Source organism: Cohnella sp. GCM10020058 (assembly GCF_042683485.1).
In the GTDB taxonomy this organism is placed as follows: Bacteria; Bacillota; Bacilli; order Paenibacillales; family Paenibacillaceae; genus Cohnella.
On sequence record NZ_JBHUJV010000017.1, the window covers coordinates 198,635 to 222,083 of the forward strand.

The 23,449-nt window shown below is 54.7% G+C and carries 26 protein-coding genes; all 26 read left to right on the forward strand.

Features of this window, described 5'->3' with window-relative positions; all coding sequences use genetic code 11:
• Positions 1 to 46: 46 nt before the first annotated feature.
• Positions 47 to 496 (forward strand): flagellar basal body rod protein FlgC, encoded by a 450-nt coding sequence (gene flgC, locus ACFSR7_RS28350; RefSeq protein ID WP_378114819.1) that lies wholly within the window; start codon positions 47 to 49, stop codon positions 494 to 496.
• A 59-nt stretch (positions 497 to 555) separates the two neighbouring features.
• Positions 556 to 870 carry a flagellar hook-basal body complex protein FliE gene (gene fliE, locus ACFSR7_RS28355; RefSeq protein WP_378167470.1) on the forward strand — a complete coding sequence of 105 codons (315 nt, stop codon included), beginning with the start codon at positions 556 to 558 and terminating at the stop codon, positions 868 to 870.
• Positions 871 to 914: 44 nt separating this feature from the next.
• Positions 915 to 2,501, forward strand: a complete 1,587-nt coding sequence (fliF, locus tag ACFSR7_RS28360; protein ID WP_378167472.1) for a flagellar basal-body MS-ring/collar protein FliF — start codon at positions 915 to 917, stop codon at positions 2,499 to 2,501.
• A gap of 11 nt (positions 2,502 to 2,512) precedes the next feature.
• Positions 2,513 to 3,529 carry a flagellar motor switch protein FliG gene (gene fliG / locus ACFSR7_RS28365; protein ID WP_378167473.1) on the forward strand — a complete coding sequence of 339 codons (1,017 nt, stop codon included), beginning with the start codon at positions 2,513 to 2,515 and terminating at the stop codon, positions 3,527 to 3,529.
• A complete protein-coding gene (locus ACFSR7_RS28370) occupies positions 3,522 to 4,355 on the forward strand; it encodes a FliH/SctL family protein (protein WP_378167474.1) in 834 nt (277 codons plus the stop codon). Before fliG ends, ACFSR7_RS28370 begins: the two co-directional genes overlap by 8 nt.
• Positions 4,345 to 5,661 (forward strand): flagellar protein export ATPase FliI, encoded by a 1,317-nt coding sequence (gene fliI, locus ACFSR7_RS28375; RefSeq protein ID WP_378167476.1) that lies wholly within the window; start codon positions 4,345 to 4,347, stop codon positions 5,659 to 5,661. The genes ACFSR7_RS28370 and fliI overlap by 11 nt, the downstream gene beginning before the upstream one ends.
• A 6-nt stretch (positions 5,662 to 5,667) precedes the next feature.
• Positions 5,668 to 6,114, forward strand: a complete 447-nt coding sequence (fliJ, locus tag ACFSR7_RS28380; protein ID WP_378167477.1) for a flagellar export protein FliJ — start codon at positions 5,668 to 5,670, stop codon at positions 6,112 to 6,114.
• A gap of 32 nt (positions 6,115 to 6,146) precedes the next feature.
• Positions 6,147 to 7,055, forward strand: a complete 909-nt coding sequence (locus ACFSR7_RS28385) for a MotE family protein (protein ID WP_378167479.1) — start codon at positions 6,147 to 6,149, stop codon at positions 7,053 to 7,055.
• Between the two features lie 41 nt (positions 7,056 to 7,096).
• A complete protein-coding gene (locus ACFSR7_RS28390) occupies positions 7,097 to 8,392 on the forward strand; it encodes a flagellar hook-length control protein FliK (RefSeq protein ID WP_378167481.1) in 1,296 nt (431 codons plus the stop codon).
• A 25-nt stretch (positions 8,393 to 8,417) separates the two neighbouring features.
• On the forward strand, positions 8,418 to 8,870 hold the full coding sequence (flgD, locus tag ACFSR7_RS28395) for a flagellar hook assembly protein FlgD (RefSeq protein WP_378167483.1): 453 nt from the start codon (positions 8,418 to 8,420) through the stop codon (positions 8,868 to 8,870).
• On the forward strand, positions 8,866 to 9,264 hold the full coding sequence (locus tag ACFSR7_RS28400) for a TIGR02530 family flagellar biosynthesis protein (RefSeq protein WP_378168177.1): 399 nt from the start codon (positions 8,866 to 8,868) through the stop codon (positions 9,262 to 9,264). The genes flgD and ACFSR7_RS28400 overlap by 5 nt, the downstream gene beginning before the upstream one ends.
• Positions 9,265 to 9,362: 98 nt before the next feature.
• Entirely contained in the window at positions 9,363 to 10,187 is an 825-nt protein-coding gene (gene flgG / locus ACFSR7_RS28405; protein ID WP_378167485.1) for a flagellar basal body rod protein FlgG, read from the forward strand.
• 78 nt (positions 10,188 to 10,265) lie between these two features.
• The gene (locus ACFSR7_RS28410; protein ID WP_378167486.1) at positions 10,266 to 10,499 is read left to right on the forward strand and encodes a flagellar FlbD family protein; all 234 of its coding nucleotides are present in this window, start codon (positions 10,266 to 10,268) and stop codon (positions 10,497 to 10,499) included.
• Entirely contained in the window at positions 10,496 to 10,978 is a 483-nt protein-coding gene (locus tag ACFSR7_RS28415; protein ID WP_378167488.1) for a flagellar basal body-associated FliL family protein, read from the forward strand. The genes ACFSR7_RS28410 and ACFSR7_RS28415 overlap by 4 nt, the downstream gene beginning before the upstream one ends.
• Positions 10,979 to 11,011: 33 nt before the next feature.
• Positions 11,012 to 12,013, forward strand: coding sequence for a flagellar motor switch protein FliM (fliM, locus tag ACFSR7_RS28420; RefSeq protein WP_378167490.1), 1,002 nt, complete (start codon positions 11,012 to 11,014; stop codon positions 12,011 to 12,013).
• A complete protein-coding gene (gene fliY, locus ACFSR7_RS28425) occupies positions 12,003 to 13,325 on the forward strand; it encodes a flagellar motor switch phosphatase FliY (protein ID WP_378167492.1) in 1,323 nt (440 codons plus the stop codon). The genes fliM and fliY overlap by 11 nt, the downstream gene beginning before the upstream one ends.
• A gap of 24 nt (positions 13,326 to 13,349) precedes the next feature.
• On the forward strand, positions 13,350 to 13,712 hold the full coding sequence (locus ACFSR7_RS28430; RefSeq protein WP_090117377.1) for a response regulator: 363 nt from the start codon (positions 13,350 to 13,352) through the stop codon (positions 13,710 to 13,712).
• A gap of 16 nt (positions 13,713 to 13,728) precedes the next feature.
• Entirely contained in the window at positions 13,729 to 14,232 is a 504-nt protein-coding gene (locus tag ACFSR7_RS28435) for a flagellar biosynthetic protein FliO (RefSeq protein WP_378167494.1), read from the forward strand.
• 11 nt (positions 14,233 to 14,243) lie between these two features.
• Complete coding sequence (gene fliP, locus ACFSR7_RS28440; RefSeq protein WP_378168179.1) at positions 14,244 to 14,975, forward strand: flagellar type III secretion system pore protein FliP; 732 nt, start codon at positions 14,244 to 14,246, stop codon at positions 14,973 to 14,975.
• A gap of 24 nt (positions 14,976 to 14,999) precedes the next feature.
• Complete coding sequence (fliQ, locus tag ACFSR7_RS28445; RefSeq protein WP_277535755.1) at positions 15,000 to 15,269, forward strand: flagellar biosynthesis protein FliQ; 270 nt, start codon at positions 15,000 to 15,002, stop codon at positions 15,267 to 15,269.
• 1 nt (position 15,270) lies between these two features.
• The gene (fliR, locus tag ACFSR7_RS28450) at positions 15,271 to 16,068 is read left to right on the forward strand and encodes a flagellar biosynthetic protein FliR (protein WP_378167496.1); all 798 of its coding nucleotides are present in this window, start codon (positions 15,271 to 15,273) and stop codon (positions 16,066 to 16,068) included.
• Between the two features lie 56 nt (positions 16,069 to 16,124).
• Positions 16,125 to 17,198 carry a flagellar biosynthesis protein FlhB gene (gene flhB / locus ACFSR7_RS28455; protein ID WP_378168181.1) on the forward strand — a complete coding sequence of 358 codons (1,074 nt, stop codon included), beginning with the start codon at positions 16,125 to 16,127 and terminating at the stop codon, positions 17,196 to 17,198.
• A 47-nt stretch (positions 17,199 to 17,245) separates the two neighbouring features.
• Complete coding sequence (flhA, locus tag ACFSR7_RS28460; protein WP_378167498.1) at positions 17,246 to 19,279, forward strand: flagellar biosynthesis protein FlhA; 2,034 nt, start codon at positions 17,246 to 17,248, stop codon at positions 19,277 to 19,279.
• Positions 19,276 to 20,880 carry a flagellar biosynthesis protein FlhF gene (locus tag ACFSR7_RS28465; protein WP_378167500.1) on the forward strand — a complete coding sequence of 535 codons (1,605 nt, stop codon included), beginning with the start codon at positions 19,276 to 19,278 and terminating at the stop codon, positions 20,878 to 20,880. The genes flhA and ACFSR7_RS28465 overlap by 4 nt, the downstream gene beginning before the upstream one ends.
• Positions 20,873 to 21,739 (forward strand): MinD/ParA family protein, encoded by an 867-nt coding sequence (locus ACFSR7_RS28470; protein WP_378114790.1) that lies wholly within the window; start codon positions 20,873 to 20,875, stop codon positions 21,737 to 21,739. Before ACFSR7_RS28465 ends, ACFSR7_RS28470 begins: the two co-directional genes overlap by 8 nt.
• A 37-nt stretch (positions 21,740 to 21,776) precedes the next feature.
• Entirely contained in the window at positions 21,777 to 23,420 is a 1,644-nt protein-coding gene (locus ACFSR7_RS28475) for a chemotaxis protein CheB (RefSeq protein ID WP_378167502.1), read from the forward strand.
• The last annotated feature ends 29 nt before the right edge of the window (positions 23,421 to 23,449 follow it).

Sequence of the window (23,449 nt, forward strand, 5' to 3'; positions counted from 1 at the left end):
ACGGTAGCATCAAATTTTAAGAAACACCCATCGAGGAGGGGCATTAATGATCCTGGGAAGCTTCGATATCAGCGCTTCCGCCTTGACTGCGCAAAGACTGCGCATGGACGTCATCTCGTCGAACATTGCCAACGCGGAAACGACGCGCGCTTCGTATGTCGACGGCAAATTCGTACCGTACCGACGGAAAATGGTAGAAGTCGCTCCTGTCGACACGACTTTTCAGAACATGCTGAACGACAAATTGGACGCTACGGGCGCCCAGGGCGTAAAGGTCACGGCTATTACCGACGATCAGACGCCATTCAAGCAAGTCTACAATCCTACGCATCCGGACGCTGACGCGAACGGCATGGTGAGCATGCCCAATGTCGACGTATTGAAGGAAATGGTCGACATGATCTCGGCCACGCGTTCCTACGAAGCAAGCGTCACGGCCCTCAATGCCAGCAAATCTATGTTCTCCAAAACGTTGGAGATCGGCAGATCCTCTTAATTATGTAATTGATCTTAGTTCTCTTGAACGTCATTACCCACGCGAGGATGGATTGAAACATGATTATCAATAATCTTTTGGGCGCCTCCGGCATTTCCGCCGCTTCGATGTCCCAGCTTCAAAACACGCAGGCTGGAACGACGCCTTCCGAGGCGACTGCGAGCTTCGCGGACTTCCTGAAAAAAGCCGTAGAAAGCGTCGCTTCCCAAGAGCAAAATTCTCATGATGTGACGGATCGATTTTTAGTGGGACAAGCGGACGTGAGTGATGTAATGATTGCCTCTACAAAAGCCGAACTCAGTCTCGAGATGACCGCTCAGGTTCGCAATAAAGTGGTCGAGGCCTACCAAGAAGTCATGCGGATGCAGATGTAACTTGGGTTAGACGAGCATCCAAAGTCCGCAGATGAGGTGAAATTGTGAACGAAAGATGGGCCCGCTTGAGAGACAGACTGATCGGCTTTTGGAATCAATACAGCAAAAAGCAAAAATGGATTTTAGCTTCATCCGCAGCATTCATTCTGATCTTTATTATTTTTATTTCCTATATGCTTACGCGTACCGAATACGAGTTGGCCTTTCAAGATCTCGACAGCGGCGACGCGTCGGCCATTATGGAATATTTGAACGGAAGCGGCATTCCCTACAAGCTCGGCAACGGCGGTACAAGCATTTCCGTGCCGAGCGCTTCCGCGGACAAGGTCAAAGTCGATGTCGGCTCCCAGGGGCTCGTGCAGAACGGCAGCATCGGCTTTGCGGAACTCAGCCAATCCTCCTCGACGATCGGTACGACCGATCAGGAGTTCAAGGTCAAATACCGCAACGCGCTTAACGGCGAAGTGCAGCAGCTGCTCCAAGGCATGCAGGGCGTCAAGAAGGCGAAAGTGCTGATCAACCTTCCCGAGGAGTCCGTGTTTCTGAACGATTCCGACAAGGAGCTGGCCACGGCCTCCGTTCAGATCACATTCAAGCCCGGCTACCGGCCCAAGCAAGAAGAGATCGACAGCTACTACAAGCTGGTAAAAACATCGGTTCCTAACCTCAACTATGACGGCATCACCATCACGAGCACGACGGGAGACCTTGCACCGTCCGCCAAGCTGGGCGGGACGGGGGCAGTCGGCGGCAGTGCGCTCGACGAGCAGTTCGCCATCCAGAAGCAATACGAGAGCGGCGTGAAGACCAATATCCAGCAAATACTGGCCAAGACGGTCGGCATGGATAACTTCGTCGTCAGCGTCGTGTCGACGCTCAACTTCGACCAACGCTCCACGCAGCTCAATCTGGTCAAGCCGCTCGATAACAACGACAACAAGGGCATTATCATCAGCGAACAGACGCAAAGCGAGTCCACGACTGGCGGTACGGGTACGGCAGGCGGCGTCGCAGGCACGGGCTCGACGGACGTGCCTAACTATCCGTCCGGCGGCACAAGCGGGACGGCCAGCTCGGAGAGCACGAGCGGTACGACGAACTACGAGCCGAGCCGGGAAACGACGAGTATCTCTTATGCGCCTTACCAGGTTAAGGACCTAGCAATCAGCGTAGCGGTCGATTCGACCGTCATGACGCCCGAAAAGCAGACGCAGCTGGAGCAGATGCTTCGCAACAATGTGCGGATCCTGCTCGCGGATTCCGGGCAGTCGCTGACAGACACGGATCTTGCGAACCGCGTGTCGGTCGTATCTCAACAATTTTCGAACGATTCCGCCGGGAGCGGCGGCGTATCGGCTTCGTCGCTTTGGCTGGCAGGCATCGGCGTTGCTGCGCTTGCTGTGCTGGGCGGTGCCGGATATCTGGTATACAGAAGACGAAAGAATGCAAGGGAAGCGGAGTTGGCGGCGGCGGCGCAAGAGCAGCTCGACGCGCCTCGCTCAGAATTGCCGACGATCGATATCGAGAGCGTCACGAACGAGAGCCAGGTGCGCAAGCAGCTTGAAGGGCTCGCCAAGCGCAAACCGGACGAATTCGTCAATCTATTGCGTACATGGCTGGTGGATGAATAGAGGTGGCATACATGGCTAAAGGAACGCAAATGCAGCTCAGCGGCCGTCAAAAAGCGGCGATCCTGCTTATCACGCTCGGGCCGGAAGTTTCCGCTCAAGTGTTCAAGCATCTGCGAGAGGATGAGATCGAGCAGCTCACGCTGGAGATCGCGAACGTACGCAAAGTCGATCATAACGAAAAAGAGTCCATCCTCAGCGAGTTTCACCAAATTTGCGTAGCGCAAGAATATCTGACGCAGGGCGGTATTACGTACGCCAAGGAAATTCTCGAGAAGGCGCTCGGCTCGCAAAAGGCAAACGACATTTTGAACCGGCTGACTGCAACGCTGCAAGTAAGGCCGTTCGACTTTGCCCGCAAGGCTGAGCCGACGCAGATTCTAAACTTTATACAAAACGAAAATTCGCAAACGATCGCGCTCGTGCTTTCCTATTTGCAGCCGGAACAATCCTCGGCGGTGCTGTCTTCGCTGCCGACGGAGAAACAAGCGGACGTCGCCAGAAGAATCGCGCTCATGGACAGCACGTCGCCTGACGTGATCGCTCAGGTGGAGCGGGTTCTCGAGCAAAAGCTTTCTTCCACCGTTACGCAGGACTATACGAACGCAGGCGGCATCGAATCGATCGTACAGATTCTGAACGGCGTAGACCGCGGCACGGAACGGACCATTCTCGATTCCCTGGAGATTCAGGATCCGGAGCTCGCGGAAGAAATCAAAAAGCGGATGTTCGTTTTCGAAGATATCGTCAACCTGGACAATCGTTCGATCCAGCGTATTATACGCGACGTGGAGAGCGCAGATTTGCAGCTCGCACTCAAGGTGGCGAGCGAGGAAGTCCGGGACGCGATCTTCCGCAACATGTCCAAGCGGATGGCCGAAACGTTCAGAGAGGAAATGGAGTACATGGGGCCTGTACGGCTGCGCGACGTCGAAGAGGCGCAGACGCGCATCGTAGCGACGATCCGCAGGCTCGAGGAATCCGGCGAGATCATCATCGCTCGCGGCGGAGGAGACGATATTATTGTCTAATCTGATCAAATCCTCGCACGTTATATCGTTGGACGAGCTTAAGCGGCTGGAGCAGATACGCTTCGTCGCGCAGCAGTCCAAGACGAACGGCGGGGAAGCGGCAGTTGACGACGCGCCCGACGAACAAACGCTGGCATTGAAGGACCGGATCCTCGAGGATGCCGAGGAGACGGCGCGGCAGATTCTTCAAACTGCGGCGGAACAATCGAATCAGTTCCAGACGGATGCCGAGGCGCAAATCGCGGCATGGTGGGAAGCCCGCAGATCGGAAGATGCCGAATACGTCGAAGAGGCTAAACGGAGCGGCTATGAGGAAGGCTTTGCAAGCGGCAGCGAGCAGGCGGAGCATCAGACAATGGCAAGGTTGGATCAGATGCTGCAAGAGGCGCAGCGTGTCGTAACGCAAGCCTATGAAGCCAAGGCGAGAATTATCGCTGAAGCGGAGCAATTCGTCGTTGAGCTTAGCTGCGATATCGCGGGGAAAATCGTGCGCGGCACGCTGGAAAGCGCGCCAGAGACGGCGCTGGACCTGATGAAGCAGGCACTGGCACGGCGCAAGGAGCAGGGAACGATTACGCTGTGCGTCGCGCCGGAGCAGTTCGAATTCGTAGAGGCGGCCAAGGATGAGCTCGCGCTCTCCGTCGATTCCCAAGCGGAGCTTCAGATCGTTCCGGATCCAACGGTGCGGGGCGGCGGCTGCGTGATCCGTTCTGCCTACGGCAGCATCGATGCGCGGGTCGATACGCAGCTGGAGGCGATTCGCGAAGAACTGCTGCAGATCGCGGCGCACTCCTCCGAAGAAGGGGCGACAGTTGATGGCGCTTGATCTCGGCAAGTACACCGAGGCGTTGAAGCATATCGACCCGGTTCGCGTCAACGGAAAAGTGGCGCAGATTATCGGCCTCACCGTCGAATCCGAAGGACCGGATGCGGCGATCGGCGAAGTTTGTCTCATTTATCCGGTTCGGGGCGGGGCTCCGATCGAGGCGGAGGTCGTCGGTTTTCGCGACAACCGGGTACTGTTAATGCCGCTGGGCGAGCTCCAGGCGATCGGACCGGGCTGCGATGTCGTCGCGACCGGCAGACCGTTGACCGTGCAGGTCGGCTCCGAGCTGCTGGGACAAGTGCTCGACGGGCTCGGCCGACCGCTCGACGGCGCCAGGCTGCCCGCGCGGATGCCTCGATATTCGACGCAGAGCGTGCCGAGCAATCCGCTCAAGCGTCCGCGCGTTACGGATCCGCTGGGCACAGGCGTGCGCTGCATCGACGGTTTGCTAACCGTCGGACAAGGACAACGGATGGGGATATTCGCCGGCTCCGGCGTCGGCAAGAGCACGCTGCTTGGCATGATTGCGCGCAACACATCGGCCGACGTCAATGTCATTGCCCTGATCGGGGAGCGCGGACGGGAAGTGCTCGAGTTCATCGAGCGGGATCTCGGGCCGGAAGGCCTTGAACGGTCGGTCGTTATCGTAGCGACATCCGACCAGCCGGCATTGATCCGCATCAAGGGAGCGCTGATCGCAACATCGATCGCGGAGTATTTCAGAGACCGCGGCATGAATGTCATGCTGATGATGGATTCGGTTACGCGATACGCGATGGCGCTGCGCGAGGTGGGACTCGCCATCGGGGAGCCGCCGGCCACGCGCGGGTATACGCCTTCGGTATTCGCGGCGCTGCCCAAGCTGCTCGAGCGAGCGGGCACGGGCGTTGCGGGATCGATTACCGCGTTTTATACCGTCCTTGTGGACGGCGACGATATGAACGAGCCGATCGCGGATGCCGTGCGTGGCATCTTGGACGGTCACATCGTCTTGAGCAGGCATTTGGCCCACAAAGGACATTTTCCGGCGATCGACGTGCTGGCGAGCATCAGCCGCGTAATGAAAGATATCGTAGCGAGCGAGCAGCAGGAAGCGGCAGAGCAATTGAAGCGACTGTTATCCGTTTACCGCGATTCGGAGGATCTGATCAATATCGGTGCTTATCAGCGGGGTACGAATCCCCAGATCGATAAAGCGATTCAATTTATCGACGTCATCAACGATTACTGCAGGCAGCGCACGTCGGAAAAGCTGACGCTGGAGCAGGCGCAGGAACGGCTGGTCATTGACTTCTACAAGAGATGAGGCTGAATGGTCTTGCGATTCCGATATCCATTGCAAAAGATCGTAGATCTTAAGGGAAGCGAAAAGTCGATGGCGGAATGGGAGTATGCCGCGTCGCTCGGACGCCTAAGAAGCGAAGAAGAGCAGCTCGATCAGCTCCGCCAAGAGCGCGGCGCTTACGAACAGGAGCTGTCCGAACGCTCGTCACAACCGACGGCGCTTGCCGAGCTTCACCTGCTGCAGGATTACATCTCTTTTTTGGACGACAGGATCAGGCAACAAAGACAAGGCGTGCGAGCGGCCGAAGAGCATGTCCAGCAGCGTCAGGTTTTCCTCACCGACAAGATGGTGGACGAGAAGGTATGGCAGAACGCACGCTCCAAATCGCTGCAAAAGTACCGTCAAGAAGCGCTCATCCGCGAGCAGAACGAGCTGGACGAAATCGCGCTGCGGAGAGCTTCTGCCAGAAGGTAACTTAGTCAGCTCGATGAATGGAGGGGAAGGCCGTGGCGGATGCCAGCGCGGAAAAAAACGGCTATTCCGGCTTTGAACGTTTTCTGTTTTTTATTACGCCTATCATTTTTACGGCGATATTGCTCTTCGTTCTCCTGATCATCTTCAATCCGGCATTGCGAGAGAAGGCGCAGAAGATCGGCAATCAAATACCGGTCATCAATTCGCTCGTTCCCGACGTGAAGAGCACGGAGGATCCGGCGCAGCAGTCGCAGGTCGAGTCGGTGAGCGAGGCCAGGCAAAAGCTGGCTGAACTGCAGGCGCTGCTGACTCAGCGCGACGCCGCGCTCAAAGCTTCGGATGCCAAAAGCGTCACGCAGCAAAAGACGATCGCGGAGCTCCAGGAGAAGATCGCTGCGCTGGACAAGCAGTCGAGCGATCATCAGATCAACCAAGACGCCTATCAGGCCAAGATTCGTTCGCTAGCTGATATGTATGGCAAAATGACGCCGGGCAAGGCTGCTCCGATTATGGAAAGCTTAACGGCGGAAGAGGCGGCGCTCGTTATGGGGGCGATGAACGATACTTCCAGAGGCCGTATCCTCGAGAAGATGACGCCTGCCGTGGCGGCCGATATTACGATGAGACTCAAAGATTCCGACGGCGTGACCAACCAGCAGATCGCAGCGCTGCAGGCAAGGGTCAAGGAGCTCGAGAACAAGACGAAGACGGCTTCGAGCTCGCTCGACAGCTCGGCGCTGGCAAGTACCTTCTCTTCCATGGACGCGGCTAGCGCTGCGGAGCTGCTTCTCAAAATGTCTGCGTCCGAGCAGACGAAAACGCTGCGCATCCTGAGCGCGATGACGAACAACGCCAGATCCAGCGTGCTCGCCGCGATGTCGCAAAAGGACGCAGAGAAGACCGCGTCGCTGGTAAGCAAGCTCGTACCGGCGAACTCTTAAACAAAAAGATTGACCAGCACATTGGAAGGGAGGTGAAAAAGATGAATATTCAATCGACAAACGCAGCTTCCTCCACGAATGCGGGGGGCGCCGGCGCTTCTAAGGCGACAGCGGCAGGCGGGATTTTCCAAGGCGTACTGGTGCAAAAAATCGATGCGGCAGGTCCGGCAGACGGCAAGAACGCTGCGGCGCCCAATCAGACGGCTGGATTGCTCGGCATGCTGTCCGCTGCACTTATGGCTCCGTCTGGAGAGTCGGCCGATGCAGCGTCTAGCGAAGGGGAGACACAGCTTGCCCAAATGCTGGATGGGTTGGAGGAGAAGCTTGCCCAGGTCGGACAAGACGATCAAACGTCTGATTCGATGTTCGAGAAAATGGCTGAACTGCTAGCCAACCTTCAAGCGATGCTGCAGCAAAATGCCAGTCAATCGCAACAGGTGGGGAACTTAACGGGAGCCGGCGATTTTCATTACGGGACGACGATCGTGGATTCGCCTGCTGAACAGATTCAAGCTGCAATTTTATTGCCCGCGTTGAGCGATGCGATCAAGAATCTTCGTTCAATAATGAAGAATGGTCAAATGTCAACCACAGAGATGGCTGACGCCAGCACAGCAATTCAACGTGCACTGCAAACGGGCCAAACGGACGTCATGAAAGTTTTACCGGCGTTCAAGGAGCCTGTGGTGTACTGGAATTTGCATTCCGTATATACGCAAGGCGAAAGCTCATCTTCTGAGCAGGAGAAGACTGCAGACGCTGGCGTCAGTACGGAAGATCAGAGCTTGAATCTTAATTGGCAATCGATCTCTAAGGATGCAGAAGTAAAGACTGACCTTGCATCGAGCGTCAAGCAACAAGGACCTGCTACAGTCCCGGCACACCAGTTTGCTGAAGAAATGAATAAATTTCTCGTGAAACAGTTCAAGCTAACCGGCGGGAACGGGATATCAGAAGCAAACATTAACTTGCATCCGGAACACCTTGGGGAAGTACAGATTCGCCTCACGATGCAAAATGGTATCTTGAACGCACAATTCGTTACGCATAATGAAGCCGCCAAGGAAATGCTTGAAAATCAGATGGCACAGCTGCGAGGGTCGCTCCAGAACCAAGGTATACAGATCGAACGGGTTGAAGTCGTTCAGCAGCAACAGCAAACTGCGGATAGTCCGTCGTTTATGAATCAGGAGCAGCGCAGACAGCAAACTGGCGGCGGTGAAGCCAAACGGTCGACGGACGGCGTAGAGACGCTGGAGGAATTCGAAGAAGAGCTTGAGCGTTCCGCTACGTTAAGAGAAGCAGGCTTTGGGGGAGCTCTAAACGTAACGGCTTAAAGCGAATCAGGGAGGTGACAGAAAAATGGCGACAATCTCGAAAACGGTTTGGTCAAATTATTCAACCTTCAACAAGACAGAAGCCACGGGAGCTAGCTCGGAGCTCGGCAAGGATCAATTTATGAAGATTCTGCTGACTCAGCTTCAAAATCAAGATCCGATGGAGCCCATGCAGGACAAAGACTTTATCGCTCAGATGGCAACTTTCTCGTCACTAGAACAGACGATGAACATGGCGACAGAATTGCACAGCTTAAGTCAGTCCGCCGCGCTGGCCTCCAGCCTGATCGGTAAGCAGGTTGAATGGCTTGGTTCGACAACGAACGGAGCAACGGTAACAAAGTCTGGTATCGTCGATTCGATCAAAATGAAAAACGGAGACCAGTTTGCCGTAATCGGTCAGGACGAAGTGGCGATCTCGGACTTGACGTCCGTGACCATTGCCGCGCAGGAGGGCGAGGCGGAGACGGGTGATTGATCCGATATCCGGTCTGAACATCGGACTCCCAGCCAGGGCTGTCGTCCCGTTGACGTCGGTAACGCGTCAGAGCCCGCGCAGTACGGAAGAATCCAAGTCTCCTGAAAGCAGTGTCTTCAAGACAATGCTGACCGCCGAATCATTGAAATTTAGTCATCACGCCGAACAGCGACTTTCCCAGCGAGGCATCAAGCTCGGCCCCGAGCAATTGAGCGCGATTGCATCTGCAGTGGATCAAGCTTCGGCCAAGGGCGCCAAAGACTCGCTAGTACTTTACAGAAATGTGGCTTTAATCGTAAATGTACCGAGCCGCACCGTCGTAACGGCAATGGACGATAAATCGATCCTACAGCATGTATTTACAAACATAGACAGCGCCGTTTTCGTAAAATAGTCAAGCAGAAATGGGCTGGACCTTCCGAGGGGGCCTGGACCGTGGATTGACAGAAGCGGTTCGTCTGCGCAGAAAACTTAAATGGAGAGTGGATTATAATGTTGCGTTCCATGTATTCGGGCGTGTCGGGCATGCGGGGATTCCAAACCAAACTCGACGTTATCGGCAACAACATCGCGAATGTCAATACGGTCGGTTTTAAAGCGGGTCGCGTCATGTTCAAGGACATTCTAAGCCAATCGATGTCTGGAGTTACTTCCCCAGTCGAAGGTACGTCAGGCGGGGTTAACGCCAAGCAGATCGGTCTGGGCGTATCGGTCGCATCCATTGACAACGTGCATACAGCGGGCAGCGCCATGACTACGAACGTGCCTACCGATCTTCGGATCGACGGAGATGGGTTTTTCGCTGTCAAGCCGAGCAGCGATTCCGAAGCCACTTATCTGACGCGCGCCGGAAACTTTACCCTCGACGCTAACCGACAGTTGGTCAACGGCGACGGCATGTTCGTCGTATCCGCCGACGGAGGGGCTCCAATTACATTGGATGAAGGCGTAACTTCGTTCTCGATCTCTCAAAACGGTAGCATTGTCTCGATCGATCAAGACGGCAATCAGACGGATACCGGCATTCAGATCGGCGTAGCCAAAGTCGTCAATCCGAGTGGCCTGGAAAAAATCGGAGGAAATTTGTACCGTGTGACATCGAACGCGAATCCGGAAGGTGAGCTAAACCTGGGAACTGCGCAAGACGCGGAGCGCGGAACAGGGACTATCGTTGCAGGTCAGCTGGAAATGTCGAACGTAGATCTGACAAGCGAATTTACCGAAATGATCGTAGCGCAACGTGGATTCCAAGCAAACTCTCGCATTATTACGACCTCCGACTCCATTCTGGAGGAAGTTGTAAACCTCAAGCGTTAAACGCTAGCATGATATTGGTTTTAACAACTAGAATCACAGCGGGAGGGGGAATCCCTCCCCATTTACGGAGGGATTCCCATGATTGCCGTCACTCGGCTTAACGGCACACAATTTTTTATTAATGCCTTACTGATTGAATCAGTAGAGCAGACGCCGGATACGCTCGTCACGCTGACGACGGGCAAAAAATACATCGTCGTCGAAAATAGTTCGGATGTGATCCGCTCCATTCGCCATTACTTGCGAAGCATTGGCATGATGGCTGCGCTCACGAGTTCGTCCGATACGCAGACGGAGGGAGCTTCTTCATGAAAAAAATGTTGCCTTGGCTTGTATCTCTGCTTCTGGCGATTACGCTTATCGTAATTGCCGGGCTCTATTCCTGGTCCACCTTCTTCGGCAAGAAAGACGCCGTTGATACGGAAACGGCAGTACAGGAGAGCGTGAAGCATGTAGAGGCCGAAGCGCTCTCCGCGGAAGAACGGAGCAAGGTCACATCCGATTTAAACGATATAAAAACGAACTTGTCAGACACGAACTTCATTGTAATTTTCGGCTTTACATTTCAACTAGACAACGCAAAAGCGAAGGCTGAGTTCGATGAGATTAAGGAAAGTGTCATTAAGCCTATCATAAATCGCGCGCTTTGGAGTACGACGCCTGAAGAAATGCAAGGCACGAAGGGAAAAGACGAACTGGTAGCCGAGCTGCTGAATGAAATCAATCCGGTTCTCACTAAGGGAAAGGTCGCTAAAATTGGGATTACGAATTTCTTAATGCAAGAACTGTGAGTCTCGCCGAATACGGGAGAGGGGTGAAAAAAATTGGTTGACGTTCTTTCGCAAAACGAGATTGACGCCTTGCTGGCCGCGCTGTCCTCTGGCGAAATGGACGCGGAAGAGCTTCGTAAGGAGGATACACAGAAAAAAATAAGAGCTTATGATTTTAAGCGGGCGACGCGATTCTCCAAAGATCACATTCGAAGCCTGACCCGAATACATGAGAACTTCGCGCGTTTTCTGACGACTTATTTTTCGGCTCAACTGCGGACGTTCGTGCAGATCAATGTCGTACAGGTCGAACAGCTGCCTTACGACGAATTCATCCGCTCCATTCCGAAAATGACGATTCTGAATATTTTTGAAGCGGAACCGCTCGAGGGACGCATGGTACTAGAAGTGCACCCCAATGTAGCATTCGCCATGCTTGACAGATTACTGGGGGGAGTCGGTTCGGCTCCGACCAAAATCGGCAGTTTGACCGAGATCGAGAATATCATCATGGAAAAAATATTCAGTCGGGCGCTCGAGACGCTGCAGGAGGCTTGGCGGACCGTCATTGATATTGAGCCGCGGCTCGAAGCCCTTGAGACGAATCCGCAATTCATGCAGATCGTTTCTCCGAATGAGACGATTGCCTTGATTTCGCTTAGCACAAAGATTGGCGATACGACCGGTATGATTAATCTGTGCATACCGCACGTTGTAATTGAGCCGATCATGTCAAAGTTATCCGTGCATCATTGGTTCGTTTCCCAAAAAAAATCGCGGGCGCCTGAAGAGTTCAAGCAGCTTGAGCAACGGGTCACGAAGGCTAAGCTGCCGATCGCGGCGGAACTTGGATCCTCTCAAATCTCGATTCACGAATTTTTAAATCTAGGTGTCGGTGATGTCATTACGCTCGGAAAGAGTGTCGATAGCGGCCTGGATATTAAAGTCGGGGATAAGCTAAAGTATATCGGCAGCCCCGGTACGGTTCGAGATAAAATCGCGATCCAAATCCTCGAGATCATTGACGAAGGAGTGGAAGAAGCCCATGACGAGTAAGGATTACTTGTCTCAGGAGGAGATCGACGCCCTGTTGAGACAATCTGCCGGCGACCAGGAAGAAGCGCCCGCTGCTAAGGCGGAGATGCATATAGACGACTTTCTTACGCCGCTGGAACAAGATGCTCTCGGTGAGATCGGAAATATTACGTTTGGCAGCGCGGCTACCGCGCTATCGACTCTGCTCAGCAGAAAGGTAGACATTACGACGCCTAAAGTCTCCATGATCTCGCGAGACAAATTCGTTAGTGAGTTTCCAAGGCCGCACGTCGCAGTGCATGTTGATTATGTAGACGGTTTTGAGGGTATCAACTCGCTCGTTATCAAAACGCATGACGCTCAGGTTATCGCAGATCTAATGCTCGGCGGTGAGGGCAATGTACAGACCGAAGAGTTGAACGAAATTCATATCAGTGCGGTTCAGGAAGCGATGAATCAAATGATGGGTTCGTCGGCGACATCGATGTCGACGATATTTAATCGATTCGTGAATATTTCTCCGCCGGCCGTTGATGTGATGGACGTTCAAAAAAATACCGGTATTGAAAAGATTCCGCCGGACGAAGTGTTCGTTAAAATCTCATTTCGCCTGAAAATCGGTGAGTTGATAGATTCGACGATTATGCAGCTTTTGACTGTGGATTTCGCTAAAGAACTTGTTCACTCGCTCATTGGAGGTATGGACGAGATTCCGGCTCCCGCATCCACGTCAGCAGGATCTGCACCTGCACCGCAGCCTAGCGCTCCGCCTGCCCAAGCGCAGCAGTTTTCACCGCCGCCGCAGGCTGCCGCTCCGCAAGTTCCGGCGCAACCTGCATACGAGTATCCGCCTCCTGGCGCATACCCGCCGCCCGGATACCCGCCGCTCGGATACCCGCCGCAGCAGCCGATGTACGCTCAGCCACCATATGCACAACCTCAGTACGCACAGCAACAGTTTTCCATGCCGCCACAACAGCCTCAGACACTTGGCGGACCTGTCAGCCGCAACGTAAATGTGCAGCCGGTCCAGTTTGCTGGATTCCCAACAGGAGGCGGTACGCACGCGGACGAGGGAAATTTAAATCTTTTGCTTGACATACCGTTACGAGTCACAGTAGAGTTGGGCCGGACGCATAAACAGATTAAGGATATTCTCGAGTTGTCTCAAGGCTCGATTATCGAGTTGGACAAGCTTGCCGGTGAGCCGGTGGATATTCTGGTCAACAACAAGCTGATCGCCAAAGGTGAGGTCGTCGTCATTGACGAAAACTTCGGCGTTCGGGTTACCGACATCGTCAGTCAGTGGGACCGCGTTCAAAAAATCCAATAATCAGCATCCTAGGAGGAAATCGTTATGGCAAATCGTATTTTGGTCGTGGACGACGCAGCATTCATGCGCATGATGATTCGAGACATCTTGACGAAAAATGGTTATGAGGTCGTAGGCGAGGCGCAGGACGGCTCGCAGGCGATCGAGAAATTCAAGGAACTGTCCCCGGATCTCATAACGATGGACATTACGATGCCCGAAATGGACGGAATAGCAGCGCTGAAAGAAATCCGCAAAATGGATTCCAACGCAAAAGTCATCATGTGCTCCGCAATGGGCCAGCAAGCGATGGTCATAGACGCGATCCAGGCGGGAGCCAAAGACTTTATCGTGAAGCCATTCCAAGCGGACCGCGTAATCGAAGCGATCAAAAAAACGCTGGGTTGATCGGCGACTGAACGGCATGACATCATCTTGGGATATGTTGTGGGTGCTGCTCGTGCTCCTGCTGATGATCGGCGGTATCGTGATGCTGCTTCGATTCGTCGGCAAGCGCAACCGCGGGTGGTGGATCAACCGATCTCTGCGGTCTCTCGGCGGATTGACGCTCGGCACGAACAAATCGATGCAGGTCGTTGAATGGAACAATCGCATCTACGTGCTCGGCGTCGGGGAAAACGTACAGCTCCTGGAGTCAATCACCGACCCTGAAGTCGTGGCGGCGCTTATCGCCCAATATGATAATGCCGATGCGTCCGCCAAGTCTCCGGTTCCTCCTTGGCTCAAGCAATGGCTGAACCGCAGAGGCGGCAATTCAGGAATTTCCAAAGCCGTCGACAACGGACCGGATACAAGCAGCTTTGAACAAACGTTGGAAAAACGCCTGCGCCAGCTGTCCGAGCGCAAGCAGCAGGTTGATCACCTGCTGTCGGACAGCCGGCCAGCGGATCGGACGGAAGAACCATGACACGCAAATTGATGTACAGTATCCTATTGAGCTCCGGCACGCTTTTCGCCGCAGCCTCGTCCGTTTATGCCGAACCGATCATCAGCATCACCGCCGGTGACGGCAGTCAGCCTGTTGGCGCTTCGTCGTTGTCGCTGCTGCTGATGCTGACCGTGCTCAGTTTGGCGCCTTCTATCCTGGTGCTTATGACGAGTTTTACGCGAATTGTTATCGTACTCGGATTTGTTCGTACATCTCTAGGCACTCAGACGACACCGCCAAATCAAGTGTTAATCGGTCTTGCGCTGTTTTTGACCTTTTTTATCATGGCTCCAACGATCTCGCAAGTGAACGAACAGGCGGTTCAGCCGTACCTTAAAGGCGAGATCACTCAGACGGTCGCTTTGGAGAAAGCTTCGGTACCCATTAAGGCTTTTATGTACAAACATACGCGCGAGAAAGACTTGCTGTTATTTTTAAATTACACCAAGACGGCGAAGCCGGCATCGTATCAGGATATTCCGATCACGGTGCTTGTGCCCGCATACGCGATTAGCGAACTCAAGACCGCATTTCAAATGGGATTCATGATTTTTATCCCCTTTCTCGTAATCGATATGGTCGTCGCCAGTACATTGATGGCCATGGGGATGATGATGTTGCCCCCCGTCATGATCTCGCTTCCGTTCAAGATCCTGTTATTCGTGCTCGTGGACGGTTGGTATCTGATCGTCAAATCGCTCCTGACAAGTTTTCAAACTTGATGGAGCAAGAGGGGAAGATCGCTAGTGAGTGCGGAATTCGTAATCGGATTGGCCGGACAAGCGTTGTTCACCGTTCTTAAAGTGAGTGCGCCCATGTTGGTCATCGGTCTTGTCGTGGGCCTGCTCGTCAGCATATTTCAAGCAACGACGCAGATCCAGGAGCAGACGCTTGCTTTTATTCCTAAAATTGTAGCCGTTTTTGTGGCCATTCTAGTTTTCGGACCTTGGATGTTAAATACGATGGTTGATTTCACAAGTCATTTGCTCGGCAATCTGTCGAGTTATATCGGATGACATGACAACCGATCAAGTCATGCAGTTGTTCCCTGCCTATATGCTCGTTCTTTGTCGAATATCTGCCTTTGTTGTCGTTGCGCCGATTTTCTCGTCTCGTTCATTGCCGGGTCCGTTTAAGGCTGCGATAAGCGTTTTTATTGCATTGCTCGTATTTTTAACCGTAGGTTTCGATAATCCCGTGCCGACGGATGCCACTTATATTTTAGCGGTGCTGAAGGAGATTATTGCAGGCCTTTTCATCGGTTATACGGCTTCACTTTTCTTCAGTTTGATTCAAACGGCGGGTACTTTTATCGATATGCAAATCGGACTGGGGATGGCCAATATTTTGGATCCCATATCAGGTGTGTCGGCTCCGCTTTTCGGCAATTTAAAATACATGCTGATGATGCTGGTATTTTTATCGATGAACGGTCACCATTACCTGCTAGGCGCGATTATGAACAGCTACAAATGGCTGCCGCTTGAAAACGCTATGTTTCAAACGGTATACGAGGGACGTTTAACGGAATTTCTCGTTCGGACGTTCGCGGATACATTTATGCTCTCACTGCAGATTGCTGCTCCCTTGGTCGTCGCGATGTTTATTACGGATATTGGACTCGGTCTTTTGGCGCGTACGGCTCCTCAATACAATGTCTTTGTTATCGGCGTTCCAATCAAGCTTTTGATAGGGTTGGCCCTCTTGATTTTATTAATGCCCGGTTTCAGCACGCTTTTCCAGATCATATTCGATCGTATGTTCAGCACGCTCGAGAAGATGTTCGTCATCATGAAGGCCACTTCATCCGGTTGAATCGGTAGGTACCGCCGCGAAGGGAAGATGAATCGTTGACAGCCAATCGTTTGCGGATGGATCTGCAGCTATTCGCCGGGGAAAAGACGGAAAAAGGGACAGCGAAAAAATATAATGACGCCAGGAAAAAAGGTCAGGTTGCCAAGAGTTCCGAAATTGCCAGCTCCATTATTTTAGTCGGAACGGTTTGTATCCTGATGGCGTTAGGGCCTTTTTTTCACGAGCGGGTATTCGCATTGTTCGGAGATGTTTTCAGACGGCAGTTGTCAATGGAAGTGACTGACGCCAATGTCATGGGCCTGTTCGCCAACTACGTCCTTCAATTGCTACTGATCCTTGCTCCAATTTTGATCGTCACGATCATCATCGCGCTCGGCGCGAACTACGCGCAGATCGGATGGCTTTTCACTCTTCAGCCGCTGCAGCCTAAGTTCGGCAAGCTTAATCCGCTGAACGGTCTCAAAAATTTATTCGGCCTTCGTTCGATTATGGAACTGTTAAAAAGCTCTTTGAAACTGTTGGCCGTCGGCATGATCGTCTATACGACGATATGGGCGGAGCGCGATAAGATCATGGCGCTTGCCTATGTGCCCGTGGAAGATATATTTTCCTTTGCGGCGAGTCTGACCGTCAGGCTCGGGTTGCTGGTAGGCGTTACGCTGTTTGCTCTGGCCATCGGAGATTTTTACTATCACAAATACGAGCATGACAAAAGTCTTAAGATGAGCAAGCAGGACATTAAGGACGAAGCTAAAAACGCCGACGGCGATCCGCTCATCAAAGGCAAAATTAAAGAAAAGCAGCGCCGCCTAGCGCTTATGCGCATGATGCAGGAAGTGCCGAAGGCCGACGTCATCATCACCAACCCGACTCACTTCGCTGTCGCGCTGCAATACGACGCATCCAAAATGGATGCGCCGAGGGTGATCGCAAAAGGCCAGGATTATCTGGCGCTCCGGATTCGCCAGATCGCAAAAGAAAATGGAGTTATGACAATGGAAAATAAGCCGCTGGCACGAGCGCTCTATCAGCGGACAGATATCGGGGACGCCGTCCCTGCCGATTTGTTCCAAGCTGTCGCGGAAGTGTTGGCCTACGTATACAGTCTTAAAGGGCGCCGTCATGTATAGGGACATCGCCGAATTGATTTTTAACTTGAAGCGGGGAGAGAAGACCTGTGAAAATTCGGGACGTTAGCATTCTGGTCGGCATCATCGGCATCGTCCTGATGATGGTCGTCCCGATCCCGACGCATCTGCTCGACCTGCTGCTGATCGTAAACATTTCTGCAGCACTCATGATTTTGTTGATTGCCATGAACACGACGGACGCGCTTCAATTCTCAATTTTTCCGACGTTGCTCCTCATTACGACCTTGTTCAGACTTGCGCTCAACGTGTCAACGACTCGTCTTATCCTGTCTAAGCACGATGCGGGCAAGGTTGTCTCCACATTTGGCAGCTTTGTTGCCGGCGGACAGCTCGCGATCGGCTTTATCGTCTTCCTCATACTGGTCATCGTTCAGTTCATCGTCATAACGAAAGGGTCGGAACGCGTCGCCGAAGTCGCGGCGCGCTTCACCTTGGATGCGATGCCCGGTAAGCAAATGAGCATCGACGCCGATCTCAACGCCGGCATGATCAGCGAGACGCAAGCCAAAGAACGGCGTGAAAAAATCCAAAATGAAGCCGACTTTTACGGCGCGATGGACGGTGCGAGCAAGTTCGTCAAGGGTGATGCAGTCGCCAGTATCATTATCGTAACGATCAATTTGATCGGCGGTTTTATCATCGGGATGGCCGTCCACGGCATGAACATTACCGAGGCATTAGGCACTTACTCGATTCTAAGCATCGGCGACGGTCTGGTCAGCCAGATTCCTGCGCTCCTGATCAGTACGGCGACCGGCATTATCGTCACGCGCGCCGCTTCTGAAGGCAACTTGGCTGAAGATTTGACGAGTCAGTTGTTTCGGTATCCGAAGCTGCTGTATATCGTCGCCGGCACGATATTGCTGCTCGGCATCGCAACTCCGATCGGCCCGCTGGCTACGATTCCTTATGCGGTAATCTTGGCGATAGCCGGCTACCGTATGCAGTTAAGCGCCGCCAAGCGCCAAAAAGCCGAAGAGCAACTCGTCGAGGAAAAGGAAATTGAGGAGGTCCGCAGTCCCGAGAGCGTCATCAGCCTGCTGCAGGTCGACCCGATCGAATTCGAGTTCGGCTACGGCCTCATCCCGCTGGCCGATACGTCGCAGGGGGGAGACCTGCTCGACCGGATTATCCTGATTCGCAGGCAATGCGCGCTCGAGCTTGGGCTGATCGTGCCGGTCATCCGCATACGCGACAACATCCAGCTTAAGCCCAACGAGTATGTTATCAAGATGAAAGGCAACACGGTCGCGCGCGGCGAACTGCTGCTGCACCACTACCTTGCCATGAGCCCGGGCTTCGAGGACGATTCGATTACGGGGATCGCGACCAAGGAACCTGCGTTCGGACTGCCGGCGCTTTGGATCGACGAAGCGACCAAGGAACGCGCGGAGCTGTCCGGGTACACCGTCGTCGATCCGCCTTCGGTCGTCGCTACCCATCTGACCGAAGTCATCAAGCGTTATGCACACGAGCTGCTCGGCCGCCAGGAGACCAAATCGCTCGTCGACAGCGTGCGCGAGAGCTATGCGACGCTCGTTGAAGAGCTGGTGCCGAACATCCTCACGGTCGGGGACATCCAGAAGGTGCTCGCCAAGCTGCTTAAGGAGAAAATCTCGATCCGGGATCTCGTTACGATCTTCGAGACGCTGGCCGATTACGGCAAGTATACGAAGGATCCGGACGTGCTGACCGAATACGTCAGACAAGCGCTATCCAGGCAGATCACGCAGCAATACGCCAATCCAAGCGAGCCGCTGCGTGTGATCACGATCAGTCCCGGCGTCGAAAAGCGAATTGCCGAATCCGTTCAGCAATCGGACCAGGGCAGCTACCTGGCGATGGAGCCTTCGTCGACGCAAGCGATCTACAACCGCTTGAGCGAGCAGATCAACAAGACGCTCCAAGCCGGTCAACAGCCGATTATCCTGACGTCTCCGAACATTCGGATGTATATGCGTCAATTGATTGAGCGCAGCCTGCAAGACATTCCCGTGCTCTCCTATAGCGAGCTTGAGCCCAATATCGAAGTACAAAGCGTCGGGGTGGTGAATGCATGAAGGTCAAACGCTACTTAGTGGATGATTTGCCGCAGGCCGTTCAACAAATCAGAAGCGAGCTCGGGTCCGATGCCGTCATCCTCAACACCAAAGAAATCCGCACTGGCGGGTTTCTTGGCATGTTTCGCAAAAAAAGGATGGAAGTGATCGCTGCGGTGGACGAGTCCGCCAAGCCGCAGGCGCGTCCGTCGGCCAAGCCGATCTTGCGTTCTCAGGCGGAAGCCGTCAAAAAAGAGCCCAATTTGGCGATGAGAGGGACGGAACCGGCTTCGAACGCGAATACGGCGCGGGGCGCCGGCGAACAGGCGCCGCAGCCGCTTCCCGCCAGCGCGATTCGGCAGCGTTATGGAGGTGGCTCGTCCGCCTTGTCCGCGCCATCTTCGGAGCAGCAGGAGACCTCCGCCGCTGCGGAGGCTGCCGTATCGCTGCTCCGCGAAGCTGGCAATGTCCAGGGGCGTTCCAATCCGCCATCCGTACTGAAGGACGAACGCTCGGCCTCGCAGGCGAGCTTCGACGAAGCGATGAGCCGCGCGCTCGCATCTGCGCGCGCCCTAGGTGCGTCGGATCGTACCGCGCCTGACGCGCCGCAGGCTGCCGCGACTCAAACGACGCAAGCTTTGCGAGTCGCCGAACCGATCCCTGCAAGCACGCAAGCGATCCCGGTTCCGCAACCGCAAGCAACGTCGCCAGGCGAGACGGCCGAGCTGCTGGCCGAACTGAGAGCGATGAAGGATCTGCTGCGTCAGCAAGCCGGCCGCGAGCTGGCCCCGCAGCGCATGCCGGAGCCGGTGCTGCGCCTCAGCCGCATGCTCGCGCAGCAAGGCGTGGAGCCGATATATGTCGAAGAATTCGCTGCCGCCGTTTCAACGAAGCTGAAGGAGCGGGAAGAGAACAAAGAGGGCGACGATACGGATATCGACCTCGAGCTGCTGGCTCTAAACGAGGCGCACGCGCTGCTCCTGTCGTGGCTGGCGCCTGCTTATGACGCTGGCATCGCGCAGGACACGCATATCGTACATTTCGTCGGACCTACAGGCGTGGGCAAGACGACGACGATCGCCAAGCTCGGTGCCGAACAAGCGCTGTCCAGACGCCGCACCGTCGGTTTTATTACGGCGGATACGTACAGAATCGCCGCTGTCGACCAACTGCGTACGTACGCGGACATTCTGAACGTGCCGCTCGAGGTCGTCTTTTCTCCTTCGGAACTGGCCAGGGCGTACAAGAAGCTTGAAGACCGCGACCTGCTGCTGATGGATACGGCGGGCAGAAATTACCGCAACGAGCTGTACGTTTCCGAAGTCAACAGCTTGCTCTCGCCTGGTCAAGAGGCCGATAAGATTCTCGTTCTCAGCCTGACCCACAAATACCAGGACATGAGACAGGTGTCCGCTCAATTCGCCAAGTATGGCGTATCCCGGCTGCTGCTTACCAAGATGGACGAGACCGACTCTTACGGAGCGATCCTGAATCTCGTGCGCGAGTTCGGATTCAGCATTCCTTACGTGACTTTCGGTCAGACGGTTCCTGACGACATCCGATCGTTCGATCCGGCGTGGCTCGCGGCCAAGCTGTTGGAAGGAGCGCCGGCCCATGCGTGACCAAGCGGAAGCGCTGCGGCACATGGTATCGGCGCGCGACCTTGACTATGCCAAGCAAACGCGGATTTTGACGGTGACGAGCGGCAAGGGAGGCGTCGGAAAATCCAACTTCAGCTTGAACTTCGCGCTGGCGCTGCAAAAGAGGGGCCACAGCGTCCTGTTGTTCGATGCCGACATCGGAATGGGGAACATCGACGTGCTGCTTGGCACGCCTGCGGCCTATAATCTCTTTCATTTGCTCAAGCGGGACAAATCGATCTGGGAGATTATTCAGGAAGGTCCCGGCGGCCTGCGATTCATCGCGGGCGGCTCCGGCTTCAAGGATCTGATCCGTCTTAGCGACGAGGAGCTGGAGTACTTCGCTTCGGAGATCGCCAAGCTTTACGGCGAAGTCGATTATGTGCTGTTCGACACGGGTGCCGGATTGTCCAAGGAAACGCTTCGCTTCATCCAAGCGGCGGATGAGACTATCGTCGTGACGACGCCGGAGCCGACATCCATCACCGATGCTTATGCGCTCATGAAGATGGTCAAGACAATGGGACAAGAGGCCGAATTTCGGCTCGTGATCAATCGGGTCGGCGACAACCGCGAGGGACTTCAGACCTCCGATAATATTCGGCAGGTCGCCAGAACCTACTTGTCGCTGGAAATCCCGCTGCTGGGCTTCGTTCCGGACGATGCGCATGTGTCGAAAGCCGTCAAAAAACAGACGGCATTGTCATATTTATACCCCGATTGTCCTGCATCCAAAGGAATTGACGATATCGCCGCCGAATATTTAAACGAAAGCCGGAAAACTTCCGTTCAAACGAACATCAAAGGTTTTCTCCAGCGCGTTCGCAAGCTGTGGAGCTGACGGACCGAACGACAAGACCGAAAGGGGACGAGAAAGCATGATGGCATTTAAGGTGCTGGTCGTTGACGATTCCCCTTTCATGAGGAAATTAGTCGGAGACCTGGTTGCCGGCGACGCCGCCTTTGAGGTCGTAGGGACCGCTGCAGACGGAGCCGAGGCCGTACGGCAGATCCGGGAGCTGCGCCCGGATATCGCGGTCATGGATCTGGAAATGCCGGAGATTAACGGGCTTGAAGCGCTCAAGCGAATTATGGCCGAACGTCCGACGCCGGTCATCATGATGTCGGCCGTAACGGACAGGGGAACGCGCGATACGATCCGCGCGCTGCAGTATGGGGCGTTCGATTTTGTCCGCAAGCCCGACGGCGCTTTGAAGCTCGATGTTTCGCAGATGGGCGAGATGTTGCTCGAAAAGTTGCATATCGCAAAAGAACTGCTGGCCTCGGGCGAATTGAGGCTGCGGCGGATGACGGAGGAAGGCGCCGAGGCGATGGTGCTTCAAGCTGAAGCGGATGCCGAGGCTAAGGTTGCGCCGGCCCCGGCGGTTAGCGATGCGGGAATGCAACGCAATCCGGCGGAAGCTGCAGTTGCTGCTGTATCCGAGGCGGAAACTGAATCTGAGGCGCAAGCGGAAGACGTAGAAGCATCTCAAATTGAAAGCGAAAATCGAACGTCGCAACCTGCGCCTCCGAGCAGCCTTGGTCGCGATCCGCTTAAGCTGCCGGCAAACCTTGCCGGCTTGGCGCCGAAGCCTCGCCTTTCGAGCTTAGCCGCTTCGAAAATAGAAGCTGCGGCAGCCATAGAGCGGCCAAGGGCGCCCGGCAAGGCCGCTCAGGAGCCTCCGCCCGCTCGGCGAACGATTCCGAAGCCGCCGTCGTCCGGCGAGCAGTCCGATCGAAAAAGCCGGCAGGTTGAGAAAACGGATTTAACCGGAAAAGCGTCCGCAGATCAAGGCTTGGCTGCATCGAAGCCGTCGAAATCGACGAAGCCGGCTACGTCCGATCCGCCGCCTCAAACTTCGCTGCCGGATAAGGCGAAGGCGAAGCCGATGCCTTTGCAGCCGGCCCCCCGCCAGTCGGATTCTTTTACCGACATCGTCGCGATCGGCACGTCGACCGGCGGTCCGCGCGCGCTGCATGAAGTGCTGTCGGCGATTCCGGCCTCGTTTCCCGCGCCGATCCTGATCGTGCAGCACATGCCGCCTAAGTTTACGCATTCGCTAGCGCAGCGGCTCGATTCCTGCTCGGAGATCGAAGTACGCGAGGCTGCGGACGGCGATCGGGTGCTGCCCGGACAAGCTTACCTCGCACCGGGGGGCAAGCATTTGAAGCTCATCAGAGACGCCGGCGGCGTCTATAAGATCGGACTTACCGAAGAAGACCCTGTCAGCGGCCATCGCCCCTCGGTCGACGTGATGTTCGGTTCGCTGGTCGGACGACGGGAGCTAAGACGCCACGCGGTCCTCATGACGGGCATGGGAAGCGACGGGGCCAGAGCCATGAAGACACTGCGCGAGGACGGTGCGGCGACGCTGATCGCCGAAGCGGAAGAAACTTGCGTCGTCTACGGCATGCCGCGTTCGGCGATGGAAAACGGCGCGGCGCAAACGGCTCTGCCGCTGCAGCGTATCGCCCCCGAGTTGGTCAAAGCGGTTGAAAAGCCAAAAGCGAAACAGCTTTAAAGCAGTTGTGCCATTCAGGAGGTGACGCC